Annotated in this window: 17 protein-coding genes; 11 read left to right on the top strand and 6 right to left on the bottom strand. The window is 70.1% G+C overall.

What is annotated here, in order from left to right:
• Window positions 1–23 precede the first annotated feature (23 nt).
• The 3 genes from AB4Z09_RS09135 to AB4Z09_RS09125 are packed head-to-tail and all read right to left on the bottom strand — an operon-like array spanning window position 24 to window position 2,683.
• Window positions 24–1,532, bottom strand: a complete 1,509-nt coding sequence (locus AB4Z09_RS09135; protein ID WP_174910288.1) for a bifunctional aminoglycoside phosphotransferase/ATP-binding protein — start codon at window positions 1,530–1,532, stop codon at window positions 24–26.
• 6 nt (window positions 1,533–1,538) lie between these two features.
• Window positions 1,539–1,805: a hypothetical protein gene (locus tag AB4Z09_RS09130; protein WP_397484721.1), complete on the bottom strand. Its 267-nt coding sequence runs from the start codon at window positions 1,803–1,805 to the stop codon at window positions 1,539–1,541.
• A complete protein-coding gene (locus AB4Z09_RS09125; protein ID WP_442239598.1) occupies window positions 1,706–2,683 on the bottom strand; it encodes a 1-phosphofructokinase family hexose kinase in 978 nt (325 codons plus the stop codon). The genes AB4Z09_RS09130 and AB4Z09_RS09125 overlap by 100 nt, the downstream gene beginning before the upstream one ends.
• A gap of 143 nt (window positions 2,684–2,826) precedes the next feature.
• Between AB4Z09_RS09125 and AB4Z09_RS09120 the strand changes: the two genes are divergently transcribed.
• The 6 genes from AB4Z09_RS09120 to AB4Z09_RS09095 are packed head-to-tail and all read left to right on the top strand — an operon-like array spanning window position 2,827 to window position 7,815.
• Window positions 2,827–3,933, top strand: coding sequence for a 4Fe-4S dicluster domain-containing protein (locus AB4Z09_RS09120; RefSeq protein WP_442239597.1), 1,107 nt, complete (start codon window positions 2,827–2,829; stop codon window positions 3,931–3,933).
• Entirely contained in the window at window positions 3,930–4,400 is a 471-nt protein-coding gene (locus AB4Z09_RS09115) for a Crp/Fnr family transcriptional regulator (protein ID WP_442239596.1), read from the top strand. Before AB4Z09_RS09120 ends, AB4Z09_RS09115 begins: the two co-directional genes overlap by 4 nt.
• Window positions 4,397–5,221: an FAD/NAD(P)-binding protein gene (locus tag AB4Z09_RS09110; protein ID WP_442239595.1), complete on the top strand. Its 825-nt coding sequence runs from the start codon at window positions 4,397–4,399 to the stop codon at window positions 5,219–5,221. Before AB4Z09_RS09115 ends, AB4Z09_RS09110 begins: the two co-directional genes overlap by 4 nt.
• Window positions 5,221–6,006: an oxidoreductase gene (locus AB4Z09_RS09105; protein ID WP_442239594.1), complete on the top strand. Its 786-nt coding sequence runs from the start codon at window positions 5,221–5,223 to the stop codon at window positions 6,004–6,006. The genes AB4Z09_RS09110 and AB4Z09_RS09105 overlap by 1 nt, the downstream gene beginning before the upstream one ends.
• A complete protein-coding gene (locus AB4Z09_RS09100; RefSeq protein WP_442239593.1) occupies window positions 5,996–7,327 on the top strand; it encodes a Ni/Fe hydrogenase subunit alpha in 1,332 nt (443 codons plus the stop codon). The genes AB4Z09_RS09105 and AB4Z09_RS09100 overlap by 11 nt, the downstream gene beginning before the upstream one ends.
• Window positions 7,324–7,815 carry a hydrogenase maturation protease gene (locus AB4Z09_RS09095; RefSeq protein WP_442239592.1) on the top strand — a complete coding sequence of 164 codons (492 nt, stop codon included), beginning with the start codon at window positions 7,324–7,326 and terminating at the stop codon, window positions 7,813–7,815. The genes AB4Z09_RS09100 and AB4Z09_RS09095 overlap by 4 nt, the downstream gene beginning before the upstream one ends.
• Here AB4Z09_RS09095 and AB4Z09_RS09090 read toward each other — a convergent pair.
• The gene (locus AB4Z09_RS09090; RefSeq protein ID WP_114722368.1) at window positions 7,757–8,089 is read right to left on the bottom strand and encodes a hypothetical protein; all 333 of its coding nucleotides are present in this window, start codon (window positions 8,087–8,089) and stop codon (window positions 7,757–7,759) included. The genes AB4Z09_RS09095 and AB4Z09_RS09090 overlap by 59 nt on opposite strands.
• Window positions 8,090–8,273: 184 nt before the next feature.
• Between AB4Z09_RS09090 and AB4Z09_RS09085 the strand changes: the two genes are divergently transcribed.
• Window positions 8,274–8,612, top strand: a complete 339-nt coding sequence (locus tag AB4Z09_RS09085; RefSeq protein WP_114722367.1) for an RNA polymerase-binding protein RbpA — start codon at window positions 8,274–8,276, stop codon at window positions 8,610–8,612.
• Window positions 8,613–8,735: 123 nt separating this feature from the next.
• Here AB4Z09_RS09085 and AB4Z09_RS09080 read toward each other — a convergent pair whose 3' ends face one another.
• Window positions 8,736–10,007, bottom strand: coding sequence for a lipase family protein (locus AB4Z09_RS09080; protein WP_442239591.1), 1,272 nt, complete (start codon window positions 10,005–10,007; stop codon window positions 8,736–8,738).
• Between the two features lie 426 nt (window positions 10,008–10,433).
• On the opposite strand from AB4Z09_RS09080, the gene AB4Z09_RS09075 reads away from it, so the two are divergent.
• From AB4Z09_RS09075 to AB4Z09_RS09060, 4 genes are read left to right on the top strand one after another with little or no spacing between them, the layout of a single operon-like run.
• Window positions 10,434–10,805 (top strand): chorismate mutase family protein, encoded by a 372-nt coding sequence (locus AB4Z09_RS09075; RefSeq protein ID WP_174910275.1) that lies wholly within the window; start codon window positions 10,434–10,436, stop codon window positions 10,803–10,805.
• A 7-nt stretch (window positions 10,806–10,812) separates the two neighbouring features.
• The gene (gene pabB / locus AB4Z09_RS09070; protein ID WP_442239590.1) at window positions 10,813–12,963 is read left to right on the top strand and encodes an aminodeoxychorismate synthase component I; all 2,151 of its coding nucleotides are present in this window, start codon (window positions 10,813–10,815) and stop codon (window positions 12,961–12,963) included.
• Window positions 12,960–13,856 (top strand): prephenate dehydrogenase/arogenate dehydrogenase family protein, encoded by an 897-nt coding sequence (locus tag AB4Z09_RS09065; protein WP_442239589.1) that lies wholly within the window; start codon window positions 12,960–12,962, stop codon window positions 13,854–13,856. The genes pabB and AB4Z09_RS09065 overlap by 4 nt, the downstream gene beginning before the upstream one ends.
• Window positions 13,853–14,848 (top strand): AurF N-oxygenase family protein, encoded by a 996-nt coding sequence (locus AB4Z09_RS09060; RefSeq protein ID WP_442239588.1) that lies wholly within the window; start codon window positions 13,853–13,855, stop codon window positions 14,846–14,848. The genes AB4Z09_RS09065 and AB4Z09_RS09060 overlap by 4 nt, the downstream gene beginning before the upstream one ends.
• 25 nt (window positions 14,849–14,873) lie before the next feature.
• Here the strand turns inward: AB4Z09_RS09060 and AB4Z09_RS09055 are convergent, their stop codons facing one another.
• The gene (locus AB4Z09_RS09055; protein ID WP_174910267.1) at window positions 14,874–15,275 is read right to left on the bottom strand and encodes a hypothetical protein; all 402 of its coding nucleotides are present in this window, start codon (window positions 15,273–15,275) and stop codon (window positions 14,874–14,876) included.
• Window positions 15,276–15,320: the final 45 nt, after the last annotated feature.

Here is a 15,320-nt window from a genome sequence, read left to right as displayed (position 1 = left end):
GTCTGATCAGCTAGGGGCCTTCGTCATCGGTTGCCGGACGGCGCGGCCCAGTGGCGCACGGCGGCGTGCAGCGAGTCCTGCAGCGGCCCGGATGTGTCGATATCGGTCGCCCCGGGCCAGGCGTCGGCCCGCTGCGCCATGGCGCGGGCAATGTCGGGCGTGGCCTCCGAGTCGTGGTCGCGTTCGGTGGCGGCGCGGGCCCGCAGTCGCGACTCGGTGACCGCCGGCGGGGCGACGCATCGCAGCGCGACCAGGTCGGCGACGGCGTCCGACGCCATCGCCTCGGCCCGCCGGCGCAGCCGGGCGTCCGTCCACGACGCGTCGAGGACGACGGAGATGCCCCGCCCCAGGGCCTCGCGGGCCCGGCCCAGGATCGTCGCGTATACCCGGTCCGTGGATTCGGTGGAGTACCGGCCGCCGCGGAATCCGGGGGCCGGGTCGCGGCCGCGTTCGTCGGCGAACAGGTCACGGCGGATCGCGTCGCTCGACAGCAGCAGCGCGCCCACCGATTCCGCCAGGCGCGCCGCGACCGTGGACTTACCGGACGCGGGCAGCCCTCCCACCAGGGCGAGGCGAACCGCCCCGCGGCGCAGGTGTTCCGCGGCCAGTGCGGTGTGGCGAAGTGCGTCCTGCGCGGACTCGGACCGGCCCTGCAGGTGCCGGACACAGTCGACCTTGGCCCGCATGAAGGCGCGGTAGGCGATGTAGTGGTGGCGCAGCGCGTCGGGCGCAGCGTCGTCGGCCTGACCGGTGTACCGGTCCAGGAAACGGGTCGCCAGGTCGGCGCGGCCCTGGAACTCGAGATCCATCGCGAGGCAGGCGGCGTCGTCGAGGCCGTCGACGTACCGGAGTCGGTCGTCGAACTCGAGACAGTCCAGGACGCGTGGACCGTCGCGGAGGCAGAAGATGTCGTCCGCCAGCAGGTCGCCGTGGCCGTCGACGATCCGGGCTTGCGTGATGCGGTCCGCGAACAACTGCCCGCGCCCGTCGAGGAACCTGTTCACGGTGCGCTCGAGCGCGTCCAGGCGGTCGTCGCAGACGACGTCCTGCGGCATCGTCCGAGTCTCGCGAAAGTTGTTGCGCCACCGCCGGCGGACCGCCTCGATGGTCCCCTCGTGATCGACGTGCGGGCCGCGGTGCGCGCTTCGATGGAATCTTGCGATCAGGTCGGCGATCTCATCGACCCGATCCTGGACCGGCACCTCCGAACGCAGCAGGGCCGACAGCCGCGCCTTCTCGGGCATCCGGGTCATCACGACGAGGGGTTCGCCGTCGCGGCCGTCCGGGTCACGGAGTTCCGTCATGCCGAGATAGACGTCGGGCGCGAGACGACGGTTCAGTTCGACCTCCCGGGCGCACACCGCGACGCGGGCCGCGCGCGTGCTGAAGTCGAGGAAGTCGGTGCGTATCGGCTTCTTCGCCTTGTAGACGCGATCGCCGAGGAGGAACACGACGCCGGAATGGGTCTCGTGCAGGGCCGCGAACGGCTGCTCGGCGGAATCGTCCGCGGAACCTCCGGTGCGAGTGTCCAACGACGGTCAGCCGACCTCGCCGTGCTCGTCGTAGTGGCCCTCGTGTTCGGCGTGCCGGTGCCCGTCGTGGATGTAGTCGACGTGGTCGCCGTGCTGGACCTTCTCATGACCGCAATTGTCGCCGTGGACGTGGGGATGGTCGGATGGATCGTGCGGATGGTGTTCGGGACCGGTCATGACCCCTGCCTTTCGGTCGTCTCCGCGCTGTCGACTTCCACGGTAGTGGCGTCTCGGGTGCGGCGGTACAGATTCTCGATCTCCTCGCGCCGGCACACACGGGTACCCGCGGTGGTGAGCATCGCGGCGCCGGCCGCGATGCCGAGGCGGACGGCGTCGTGCAGGCACCAATTCCGGGCGAGACCGACGGTGATGCCGGCAACCATCGCGTCTCCGGCGCCGACCCCGCTGCGGAAACGGACCGGGAGCGCTGCGAATCGCTCGGCAGATTCGGCGGTGACCGCGATGGCGCCGCGCGCCCCCAGCGAGATCACCACCGCCTCGCATCGACCCTCCGTCACGAGTTCGCGTGCGGCCCGGACCTGGTCGGGTTCGTCGACCAGATCGCGACCGGCCAGTTCCCGGAGCTCGCGGATGCTCGGCTTCAGTAGGTACACCCCGGCGTCGATGTGGCGTAGCGGTTCGCCGGACGTGTCCACGATGCAGCGGGCGCCGAGATTGCGTGTCATTGCGACGACCCGCGCGTAGAAGTCCGGTGGGGCGCCCGGGGGCAGGCTCCCGCTGGCCACCACGAGCTGGGCGTCCCGGGCCACCTCCGCGAGTAGGGCGAGGCAGCGTTCCTGGTCGGCCAGGCTCATGTGCGGGCCCGGCAGCACGAACCGGAACTGGTCCCCGGTGCTCAGTTCGTCGACAGTGAGACTCTCCCGGGTGGCGCCGTCGATGGGAACCCGACGGTTCCACACACCCTCGCGATCCAACAGCGCACCCAGGACCGTTCCGGTCGCCGAGCCGACCGGGAACACCGCGACCACGGACTCCCCCAACACGCGCGCGATCCGTGCGACGTTGATCCCTCCACCACCGGGGTCGTAGCGGGGCTCCGCGCAACGAATCTTGTCGGTCGGCCCCACGACCCCGGCGCTCGTCGAGATATCGAGCGCCGGATTCATGGTCAGCGTGACGATCGCCGGCATCGCAGGCCGCCTCCCTCTGGCCCGGGCGATGGCCGCCCCCGCCTCCTGAGTCCGATCGTCATCGGCGCGGCCGACGCGGTCCAGGGCCGAACGGCCCTTTACTCCGGCCGAGTGAGCTGTCCCAATGGACGAGAGGGGGTGCCATGAACGCAGTCATCGATCGGCGCGCACTCGACGATCTGATCCGAGTGTTGCGCGGCGACGGTCGCCGAGTCGTGGGACCGACGGTCCGCGACAGCGCGATTGTGCTCGCCGAGCTCGAGTCGGGCACACAACTGCCCGACGGGTGGGGTGTGTTCACAGCCCCCGGCGAGTATCGGTTGCGCCGCCGCGACGACCAGGCCGTATTTGCGCACTCGTCGGGCCCGATGTCGTTCAAGCAGTACCTGCATCCCGCGCACCGGGTGCTGTGGTCGTGCGACGACGGCGAATTCTCGGCGCCGGTGGACCCGCCGCCGGCATATGTGTTCCTCGGTGTCCGCGGCTGCGACCTCGCCGCGATCCGGACGCTGCACCGGGTCCTGTCAGCGGAATCCGACAGTTACTCCGCCCGCGTGCTGAGGAATCTGATCGTGATCGCAGTCAACTGCACCGAGCCGGGCGGAGTGTGCTTCTGTGCCTCGATGGGCACCGGTCCCGACGTCGCCGCCGACTACGACCTCTCCCTGACCGAGCACGTGGACGACGACGGGCACTGGTTCCTCGTCGACGTCGGCACCGAGACCGGGCAGCACCTGCTCGACCGGATCCCGCACCGCGCCGCGGCCGACGCCGAGACCGAGGACTGCCGCGCCGCGGTGACGGCGGCCGCCGGCGCGATGGGCCGGGAGATGCCCGACGTCGATCTGCGCGCGCTGCTGCGCGCCGCGCGCGACGAACCGGTGTGGGAGGAGGTCGCGGCCCGCTGCCTGACCTGCGGGAACTGCACCATGGTGTGCCCGACGTGCTTCTGCACCACCACCGAGGACGTCAGCGAACTCACCGGCGACCACACCGAGCGCCGGCAGCACTGGTCGTCGTGCTTCGAGCTCGATTACTCGCACCTGCACGGCGGCAACGTCCGCACCAGCGGCGAGAGCCGCTACCGCCAGTGGATGACGCACAAACTGGGTACCTGGTTCGATCAGTTCGGCAGCTCGGGGTGCGTCGGCTGCGGCCGGTGCATCGACTGGTGTCCCGTCGGCATCGACATCACCGAGGAGGCGGCGCGGCTGACCGGTGCGTTGCCCGGAGCCGGGCAGTCGCCGTGACGACCGGTGCGGGTGCCTCCGCGTCGCGACTCCTGTTGCCGGGGCTGGACGAGGCGGGACGCGACCGGCTCGAGGCGCTGTCGACGCCGACGCTGTGGCTGCCCGGCGAGTTCGTGTTCCGGGAAGGCGAGCCGGCCCGTCGATGCTGGCTGCTGCGGCGCGGCAGGGTGTCGTTGAGCACGTCGGTGCCCGGCCGGGGGGATGTCGTGATCGAGACGCTCGCCGCCGGGGACGTGCTGGGCTGGTCGTGGTTGCGGCCCCCGCGGGTGTGGGACTTCGCTGCCGTCGCGGCCGACACCACCGAGGCGTGGGAGGTCGACGCCGTGGCCCTGCGCGACGCGGCCGAGGCCGATCCGGCGTTCGGCTATGCGGTGTCGCAGGCGCTGTCCGCCGTCCTCCTCGACCGACTCCAGGCCACCCGCGCGCGCCTGTTGGATCTCTATGCGAACCCCGGTGGCTCGCCGTGACCGCGACGGTCGTGCCGACCGCGCACCGGGTGCTGCGGCGCACGGTGGAGACGCACGACTCGGTGACACTGGAACTGTGCCCGGTCCACGCGCCCCTGCCGGGCTTCCGGCCGGGCCAGTTCATGATGCTGTGTGCGCCGGGAGTCGGCGAGATCCCGATCTCGTCGTGCGGCGATCCGACCGCACGACACGGGGTCTCGGTGCACACGATCCGGCGTGTGGGCGCGGTCAGCGCGGCTCTGCACGACGCGGACGTCGGACGCATGATCGGGGTGCGTGGACCGTTCGGCACTGGTTGGAACCTCGCGGCGGCCACCGGACGGGACCTGCTGATCATCGCCGGCGGGGTCGGTTTCGCCGCGGTCCGGGCGCCCGTGCTCGCGGTCCGCGCCGACCGGGCCGCATACCGCGCGGTCACCGTCGTCGTCGGTGCCCGCAGCCCCGAGGAGATCCTCTATCGGGGCGAACTCGACGACTGGCGAGCGGCGGGCATCGACGTCCTCGTCACTGTCGACCGGCCGGCTCCCGGCTGGTCGGGGCCGATCGGGTTCGTCACCGAAGTTCTCGGACGCCTCGACCTCGACCCCGCCCGAACCCGGGCGATTCTGTGTGGACCGGAGGCGATGATGCGGTTCTCGGTGCGGGTCCTCCTGGGTCAGGGCGTCGCACCGGACGCCGTCGAGGTCTCGCTGGAACGCAACATGCAGTGCGGCATCGGGGTGTGTGGGCACTGCCAACTCGGCGAGCTGTTGCTGTGCCGCGACGGTCCCGTCGTCGACTACGCATCCGCCGCACCGCTCATGCATACCCGGGAGCTGTGATGAGTGCCCCGACACCCGCAACCCGGCCGTCTCTCGCGGTGTGGAAGTTCGCGTCCTGCGACGGTTGTCAACTCTCGCTGCTCGACTGCGAGGACGAACTGCTCGGCGTCGCCACGCAACTGCAGATCGCCCACTTCCTCGAGATGTCCAGCGCGGTGATCGAGGGTCCGTACGACCTGTCGCTCGTGGAGGGTTCGGTCACCACCGCCACGGACGTGGACCGCATCCACGCGATCCGGGACAACTCCAAGCGGCTGGTCACGATCGGTGCCTGCGCGACCGCCGGCGGAGTGCAGGCGCTGCGCAACTTCGCGGATGTCGTCGAGTTCGCCGACGCGGTGTATGCGAGCCCGGAGTACATCGAAACGCTCGCGACGTCGACACCGATCTCCGCCCATGTGCAGGTGGACTTCGAGCTGCGCGGTTGCCCCATCGACCGGCGACAACTGATCGAGGTGATCACCGCGTTCCTGGCGGGCCGGACCCCGAACGTCCCGAACACCAGCGTGTGCACCGAGTGCAAGCGTCGCGGCCTGACGTGTGTCATGGTCGCCGACGGAACCCCGTGCCTGGGGCCGGTCACCCATGCCGGGTGCGGTGCCCTGTGTCCCGCGCACGCCCGGGGCTGCTACGGCTGTTTCGGTCCCACTCCGAACCCCAACATCGCGTCACTGGCAGGCTGGCTGCGCCGGTGCGGCATGGACGATGCCGGCATCGGCCGCGTGTTCTCGACGTTCAACGTCGCGGACCCCGACTTCGACGAGGGCCGCAGGTATGGGCACTGACGGTTCCGGGACTCCCGACCCGCCCGGCCGCGACGCGGCAACAGTGCGCCGGCTGACGGTGCGGGCGCTGGCCCGGGTCGAGGGCGAGGGCCGCCTCGACGTGACGGTCCGCGGCGACACGGTCGAGGACGCGCGACTGGACATCTACGAGCCGCCGCGCTTCTTCGAGGCGTTCCTGCGGGGCCGGGACTTCCAGGAGCCGCCGGACATCACGTCCCGCATCTGCGGGATCTGCCCGGTCGCCTACCAAGTCAGTGCCTGCAACGCGCTCGAGCAGGCGTGCGGGGTGACCCCCGGACCGCGGCTGCTCGCGTTGCGCCGGCTGCTGTACTGCGGTGAGTGGATCGCCAGCCACACGCTGCACATCTACTTCCTGCACGCACCGGACTTTCTGGGCGTCCCGGATTCGATCGCACTGGCCCGGATCGACCGCGCGGCCGTCGAGCGCGGTCTGGCGCTCAAGAAGGCCGGGAACGCGATCCTCGAGACCATCGGCGGGCGACCCATCCACCCGGTGAACGTGCGCGTCGGCGGGTTCTATCGCGCACCGACCGTCGAGGAACTGGCGACCCTCACCGGGACCCTCCGGGCCGCCCTGGACGCCGCCGCGGAGACCGTCGAGTGGGTCGCGGGTTTCGACTTCCCGGACGTCGAACTGGATCCGGTGCTGGTGGCACTCCACGACGAACACCGGTACGCGATCGAGGACGGTGTGGTGCGCACCAGCGGTGGGGCACAGTTCCCCGCCGCCGAGTTCGATCGGCACGTCGTCGAGCGGCAGGTGCCGACCTCGACGGCCCTGCACGCGCGGCTCGACGGCGAGCGGTATCTGACCGGCCCTCTGGCGCGGTTCACCCTCAACTCCGACCACCTCTCTCCCCTGGCCCGGCGGGCGGCGACCGCGGCCGGGCTCGGTGACGAGTGTCGAAACCCCTACCGCAGCATCGTTGTTCGCGCGGTCGAGGTCCTGTACGCCGTCGAGGAGGCGCTGCGCCTGATCGAGGAGTACGAGCGGCCCGAGCCCGCGGTCGCGATGGAGGCTCGGCCCGGGGTGGGCCACGGCGTCAGCGAGGCGCCGCGTGGGCTGCTCTACCACCGTTACCGCATCGGCGACGACGCCCTGATCGACGACGCGGTCATCGTGCCGCCGACGGCGCAGAACCAGGATGCGATCGAGGCCGATCTCGTCGCGCGGATCGGTGAGCACCTCGACCTCGACGACGACGCACTGACCGGTCTGTGCGAGCGGACGATCCGCAATCACGATCCGTGCATCTCGTGTGCGACCCACTTCCTCGACCTTCGGATGACCCGGTCGTGAGGGCCGCGGTGATCGGCATCGGCAACGAGTTCCGCCGCGACGACGGGGTGGGTCCGGCGGTGGTGCGAGCTCTGAGCGGTCGCCTGGCTGCGGAGATCCCGGTGTGTATCCCCGCAGATACCGTGGATCTGGTCACCGCCTGGTCGGGCACCGACATCGCCATCGTCGTCGACCTGCTGCAGTGTGCGCGGCCCCGTCCTGGACGGGTGCGGCGAGTCGCCACCGACGGCTTCGCCGGCGCGGGCGAGGTCGGCGGGCACCGGGTGGACGTGGCCGCCGCACTCGCACTGTCCCGGGTATTGGGCACGGCGCCGCGCCGGTTGGTGACGTTCACCGTCGAGGGCACCGACGTCCGGTCGGGAGTGGGACTGTCGACACCGGTGCGGCGCGCGGTCCCGCGGGTGGCCGCCGCGGTCGAGGCCGAGCTCGTCAGCGGAAGCGTTCCGCGGCCCGGGCCATCGCGACCAACCGGTCGGCGAGTTCGGTGAGTTCGGCATGGTCGGCGTCCTCGGCGACGGCGGTGGCGACGTCCTCCGCCGCGCACCGCAGCTCGAACATCCGATCGGAGAGGGCCGAGGACTCCTCGGCGGTGAGCACCAGGGCGTCGACCGGGATGGATGTGCCCTTGACCGCGATGCGCTGCTCGTAGGCGCGCTGGCGGCACGACTGACGGCAGTACCGGCGGCGGCGCCCGATCCCGGCGGGAGCCACCTCGCGGCCGCACCACACGCACGATTCGGGTCTCCGGGAAGCTGCAGCCATGGACGCACACCTTACTGCGGGCTGACCCTCGTGCAGGGCGACGTACCCGGTAACATGGGGCGGCCGCATCCACGTGAGTCTCGGGAACGTTCCGGGATTCCGGGACGTTGTAGAGGGTTGTGAACGCTCGGTGCGCCGCCCACGGCGAACTGGCGCGGCGGAAGAACGAGGAGAGGACACCCCCATGGCAGATCGCGTACTTCGAGGTAGCCGGCTCGGAGCGGTGAGCTACGAGACCGACCGCGACCACGACCTGGCGCCCCGTCGCATGGCTCGCTACCGGTGCGACAACGGCGAGGAGTTCGACGTCCCGTTCGCCGACGACGCCGAGATCCCCGGCACCTGGCTGTGCAAGAACGGTCTCGAGGGCACCCTCCTGGAGGGCACCGCCCCCGAGGCGAAGAAGGTCAAGCCCCCGCGCACCCACTGGGACATGCTGCTGGAGCGTCGCTCGGTCGAGGAGCTCGAGGAGCTGCTCAAGGAGCGTCTGGACCTGCTCAAGGCGAAGCGGCGCGGCGCATAGCCCGCTCGCTCGCACACGAACGCTTCGGCGCCGCCACGGAACTCCGTGGCGGCGCCGCTGTCTGTCCCGGCCGGGTGGCCTCGATCACGACCGCGCCCCGTGTTTCCCGACGGAAACGGGCGGTCAGCAGTTGCTGGGCGCAGGCTCCCCGCGGAACCGGGCGTCGAGGTAGTCCAGGGCGCGCGGCGCCCCGAGAACCGCGGTGGTGAGATGGTCGGGGCTCGGGAACAACTCCAACTCCACCGTCGCGCCGGCCCGGCAGTAGCGCTGCACGGTCGCGACGATCGAGTCCACGGGGATCAGCGCATCGGTGGGGCTGTGCCACTCGTACAGCGGGGCCGTCGGCACGCCCGGATACCGTTCGATGCTGTTGTCGTCGAGCACCGCCTCCGCGGCCGGACTGGCGAGCAGGTCGGTCGTGCGGGAAATCTCTGCCGCACTGTGACCCGCGCCGGTGGCGAGGATGTCGTTGGTGCATGCGTTGGCCAGCGCGTTGCGCATGGCGATCCCTTTGTCGTTCAGTTGCTCGCTGATGGGCAGCAGGTCGGGATACTCCCGTTCGAGTCCGATCGCGGCCGCGAGCGCCAGCCCGAACGCGGGGTGGGGCGCGGTGCCCAGCGCCTGCGCCATCTTGCCGATGTTCATCGGCGCACCACCGGAGGCCACGCCCACGATGTTCAGTTCGGGCGCGTAGGACGGGGCGAGGGCCGCCGCGAACGAGGTGGCCATGCCTCCGCCGGAGTATCCCGCCAGCGCGACGGGGCTCGCGGCCAGGCCCAGGTCGGGGACGCGCTGCACCGCGCGGATGCCGTCGAGGGTGATCTGTCCGCCGAGCCGCGCGGCGCCGTACGCGCTGGTGGGTCCCAGATGGTCGGGCAGGGCCACGGTCCATCCGCGGGCGAGCGCGACGTTCAGGGCCGGGGACTCGCGAATCATCAGGTTCGGGTCGTTGGTGTACAGCGCGCGCGACGGGGCGCATGTGGCACCGAGGGCATTGATGATGTGCTGGAGCGACAGCAGCGGGCCGTTCTGCTGCCGGTTGTCGGGCACGAGAACCGTGGTGACGGCGGCGATCGGGTGGTTCTCGGAGTTCGTGGACCGGAACTTGAGCTGCCACACCGACGTGTTCGGGAACTGCGGCAGCGGCGGCATACGGCGGGTCGCGAGGACGTCCCCGGGTGCCGCGCCGGCCGCCGCGTCCTGCTGGCTGTAGAACGGATCGGGATCGGCGACCGGATAGATCGGTGACGCCGAGACGGCCGACGGCGCGAGGACCGTCGCGCACACGATCACTGCGGCCGTGACGAGCGCTCCCCCCACGCCGCCACGGCTCGTGTCCGGCAGCAACCGCGACCACCGTGGTCGCGGCGCTCGCACCAGGAACTGCATGGACATCCCCCCTCGAAGTCCTCGGATTTCTCCGTGGAATTGTGTGTTTTCACCGAATTGCGCATTTGGATGAATATCGGAATGCGCGCGAGTCGAGGACCTTTGACCGGTCGGCGACTCAGCTTATGCGACTCCTTCGGAGAATCCCTCCAATCCGGTGAACGACTTTGCGCGACGGACATATTGGAGGCCGAATACCGCACGATCGCGTGCGATGCAATCGAATCCGGACACATCGACACGGGTCGTGACCGCACTGTCACCGAACCGATCGAGGCGCTCGCGGGACCTCCACCCGAAATGCGGCAAGGATTCGCCTCGCCTAGTCGCCCGTGACATCATGAAGAGAACGCACGCAGCTAGCGGATTCAGCTGACGCGATGGCTCGCAGAACTACCGCGCCGGTCCAGCAGACGTAAGGCGAGGTGGCGCATGGACGACACCAACGGCCCCGCGAGGGCCTGCACCTCAGAACCCCCCGTGGATGCGATCTCGGCCGAGCAGCCGGGGTTGGCTCGTCTGCGGGCGGAACTCGACGCGATCGATGACCGGCTACTCGAGGCCATTCGAGCCCGCATCGATGTGTGTGTCCGGATAGCGGAGGTGAAGCGACATCAGCGAATCCCGATGATGCAGCCCGGTCGCGTGAACCTCGTTCAGGCACGCGCCGAGGAATTCGCTCGCGCGAACGGGCTGTCTCCCGATTTCCTCCGCAGCCTGTACGAATTGATGATCGGCGAGACGTGTCGCGTCGAGGACGTCGTCATCGGGTCCAACGGCGACACGAATCGTGCTACGGGCTGATGGCGCCATGTCGACCCGCACACTCCTGATCGACAACTACGACTCGTTCACCTACAACCTCTACAGCCTGTTGTCGGAGGTGAACGGCGAACCGCCGTGTGTGGTGAAGAACGATGTGGACTGGGCGTCGGTGGATATCGGCACCTTCGACAACATCGTCATCTCCCCCGGTCCGGGACGCCCGGACCGCAAGCGGGACTTCGGTGTCAGCGCGCGGGCGATCGCGAATCGGGAGATTCCGGTGCTCGGGGTGTGCCTGGGCCACCAGGGCCTGTGCCACCTGTTCGGGAGCAACGTCGGGCTGGCGCCGGTCCCGATGCACGGTCGGCTGTCGCCGATCCGGCACAGCGGTGCCGGGATCTTCGCCGGCATCCCGTCGCCGTTCCAGGCCGTCCGCTACCACTCGCTCATCGTGGAGAGTCTGCCACCGGAACTCGAGCAGCACGCCTGGACGGACGAAGGCCTGATCATGGCGGCGAAGCACCGCCGACATCCCCTGTGGGGGGTGCAGTTCCATCCGGAGTCGATCTGCACGCAGTACGGGCGCGAACTGATGGGCAACTTCCGTGATCTGACACCGACGCACTCGGGCAGGTCGTCGACGCGGACCGTGTCCGTGTCCCCGCCGCCGCGCGCCGACTCCGGTGCAAGGTCCGGGGGCCCGGCGGAGGCGAAGCCCAGGTACGTCGTGCACACCCGGCGGGTGGATCGCGCTGTCGATCCGCAGGACGTCTACGGCCGATTGTTCGCGGACGGACCGAACAGCTTCTGGCTGGACGGCAGCGCCGCGATCGAGCCGGAGTCGAAATTCTCGGTCATGGGCGACTGCTCCGGTCCGCTCGCCGAGTACGTCACGTATCGAGTGGCCGAGACGACCGTCTGTGTCCACCGCGACGGTCGCCCCGTCGAATCGGTGCACCAACGCTTCTTCGACTACATCGACGAGCAGTTGCGGGAGCGAGCGGTGCCGGCGGTCCCGGACCTGCCGTTCGCGTTCGGCCTCGGATACGTCGGGTACCTCGGCTACGAGCTGAAGGCGGACGCCGGCAGCCAGTTGGTGCACACGTCGCCGACGGCCGACGCGGCCTTCGTCTTCGCCGACCGCGCGGTGGTGATCGACCATCTCGGCGGCCGCTGCTATCTGCTCGCCCTCAGCGAGGACCCCGACGATCCGCGAGTGGCGGAGTGGTTCGCGGCCACCGAGGCCGAGATCCGCGCACTGGACGAGGCCGTCGAGGCGCCTCCCCCGCATCCGCTCGTCAAACTCGAGGCCGACACCCAGCCGCGATTGCGGCACGCCCGAGACGAGTACCTGGCGCTGGTCGGCCAGTGCCTCGACGAGATCCGGTCCGGTGAGTCGTACGAGGTGTGTCTGACCAACGCGGCGACGGTGGACCGGGTGATCGATCCGCTGCAGAGCTACGAGACGCTCCGCGAGATCAGTCCCACCCCGTACAGCGCGCTGCTCCAGTTCACGGGGGTGTCGGTGCTCAGCGCGTCGCCGGAGAGGTTCCTGCGCATCGGGGTGGACCGGGTCGTCGAATCCAAGCCGATCAAGGGCACCCGGCCCCGCCACGCGCGGCCCGAGTACGACGCGGCCCTGCGTAAGGACCTGCTCGACAGCGAGAAGGACCGTGCCGAGAACCTGATGATCGTCGACCTGGTCCGCAACGACCTGTCGCGGGTGTGCACTCCAGGATCGGTGCACGTCCCGAAACTGTTCGACGTCGAGACGTATGCCCCTGTCCACCAATTGGTCTCGACGGTCCGCGGGACACTCCGCGACGACGTGTCGACGGTGGACTGTGTGCGTGCCGCGTTCCCGGGCGGCTCGATGACCGGGGCCCCGAAACTGCGGACGATGGAGATCATCGACAAGCTCGAGGAGGGCCCCCGCGGCGTCTATTCCGGTGCCATCGGGTACTTCTCGATCAACGGGACGGCCGATTTCTCGATCGTCATCCGCACGATGGTCGCGACGGACGACCGGGTCACGTTCGGTGTGGGCGGCGCGATCGTGGCGTTGTCCGATCCGGAGGAGGAACTCGAGGAGACGATGGTCAAGGCCGTGACCATGCGGCGGTGCCTGTCGGTGACCTCGGACCCCGGAGACGCCGGAGACGCCGGAGACGCCGGGACCAGCGGCGGGGACCGATGACCGCGCGGGCGGACCCGGTGACCGCCCGGCTCGCGGTGGTGGGCGGCGCGGGTGCGGTCGGTTCGATGCTCGTGGAACTGCTGCGCCTCGACGGGGACGACGTCACGGTCGTCGACCAGGCCGACGGGATGGACGCGGTCGCACCCGACGCGGGGGTGCGCGCGGTCCTCGCCGAGGCCGACACGGTGGTGCTGGCGGTGCCCGAATCCGTCGCGATCGCAGCGGTGCCCACGCTGCACCGGATCCTGAGACCCGATGCGCTGCTGGTCGAGACGCTGTCGGTGAAGACCGGGATCCACGGCGCGCTGCGGGACGGGGCGCCGGGTCGACCGGCGGTGGGGATCAATCCGATGTTCGCACCGGCGCTGGGGATGCCGGGGCGGCCGGTGGCCGCGGTGATCCACCAGTCGGCGCCGGCGGTGGACCGGTTCCTCGCCTCGGTCGTCGGCTGGGGTGCTCGCGTGGTCCGGGTCGGGGCCGACGAGCACGACCGGATCGCTGCGGCGACGCAGGCACTGACCCACGCGACTGTCCTGTCGTTCGGCCTGGCGTTGGCCGAGCTCGGTGTGGACCCGGGCACGTCGGCCGCACTCGCTCCCCCGCCGCACACCACGTTGCTGGCGTTGCTGGCGCGCGTCGGGTCCGGCGTCCCCGAGGTCTACCACGACGTCCAGGCGGGCAACCCGGCCGCGGACCGGGCCCGGTCGGCGCTGGCGGCCTCGCTGTCCCGGTTGTCCAACGCGGTCGCGCACGGCGACGAGCGTGTCTTCGGCGACCTGATGGCGGAGGCCGTCGAGCCTCTCGGGGATCGGCTGGGTGATTATCGCCGGTTGTGCGCCGACCTCTTCGGGGGCCTGCACGCACCGCCGCACGGGGACGGGGGGACGCGGTGACCGACAACCCGTTCCGCGAGGAGGCCGCCGCGCACGAGCAGTTGCTGCGGCTGCCGTCGCTGCCGCCGTTCGATCCGTCCGACCCGGTCGAGAGCGCGATCATCGACAGTCTGGCCGGTAGTTGGCCGCGTCGGGCGACGGTGAAGCGACCCGAACCGGACCTGGACGAACTGTTCGACCCGGCCAAGGCGGACTACCCGGAGACGTTGATCCCGTTCCACGACCACGACCGGTTCCGCGGTCTGGACGAGCCCACCCGCAACCGGATCCTCGCGTGGGCGTGGATCGCCTACAACAAGAACGTGATGGACGTCGAGCAGTACGTCGTCAATCCCGGGTTCCGGTTGCTGTCGCAGGACGCGTTCGGCACCGGACTGGGCGACACCCTCACCGTCGCGACGCTGCAGGCGATGGTCGACGAGCAGTACCACACGCTGATGCACCTCAACGCGAGCGCGCTGACCCGGCGGCGGCGCGGCTGGAACCTGACCGAGAGCCGACTGCCCTACGGTCCCACCGTCCGACGGCACCACGCGGCCGTCGCGGCGGCGGACACTCCCCGCGAGTCGGCACTGGTGAGCCTGGCGTTCACCACCGTCGCGGAGACCTCGATCAGCGCCTATCTGGGGCTGATGACCGACGACGACAACGTGCAACCGGTCAACCGGGCGACGGTGGTGCTGCACCGGCGGGACGAGTACTGCCACTCGTCGATCGCCGGGGAGCTGCTGAAGATCGTGTTCGAGCGCCTCGACGGCGACGACCGCAGGATGCTGCTGGCCGGGCTGGCCGACGGGCTCGAGGCGTTCCGTGCCAACGACTTCGCGACGTGGACCGCGGTGATGGAGGCGGAGAACGTGCGGGGCGGGGCGGCGATGGTGGCCGACGCCGCCCACGAGGCCGACCGACAGCAACTGGTGCAGGACTGCAGCGCGATCCGGCGCCTGTGCGACGACCTCGGGGTGAGCGACGACGTCCCCTACGAGTGGTGACCACTCGTAGGGGACGTCCGCTCGATCACGGTGTCGCGTTGAGCCACTCGTAGAACGCCGGCTGCACGTTCGGATTGGCGCCGGTGATGCCGTTGTAGGCGCCGACGGCGGCACCGATCCCCGTGCCCACGATGCAGCCGGCGACGAAGTTCGGGAAGATCGAGACGCAGCCGATCGCGAGGCCGACACCGGCGCCGATCGCCATGCCTGCGGGACCGCCTGTCTCCCACCCGATCGTGATCTCGCGAATAAGGTTGTCCTGCGCCGTCTGCTTGTCGACGACAGGCACAGCCAGCGGGACGGCCACGTCGCCGGGGGCGGCGGCGGGTGCCGCGTATGCGGTGCCGACTCCCGTCCCGAGTGCGACGAGGACGAGACCCGATGCGACGGTGGCTTTCGTGGCCTTCGTGGCGTTCGAAAGATTCATGGCGCTCTCCAAACTGTGTGGACGGAAGGCGGTCCAGTGGGTTCG

This window comes from Rhodococcus sp. TAF43 (assembly GCF_052113525.1).
Taxonomy (GTDB): Bacteria; Actinomycetota; Actinomycetes; order Mycobacteriales; family Mycobacteriaceae; genus Prescottella.
The sequence above is the reverse complement of the archived record's forward strand: the minus strand, read 5'-3'. Positions and strand labels throughout refer to the sequence as shown.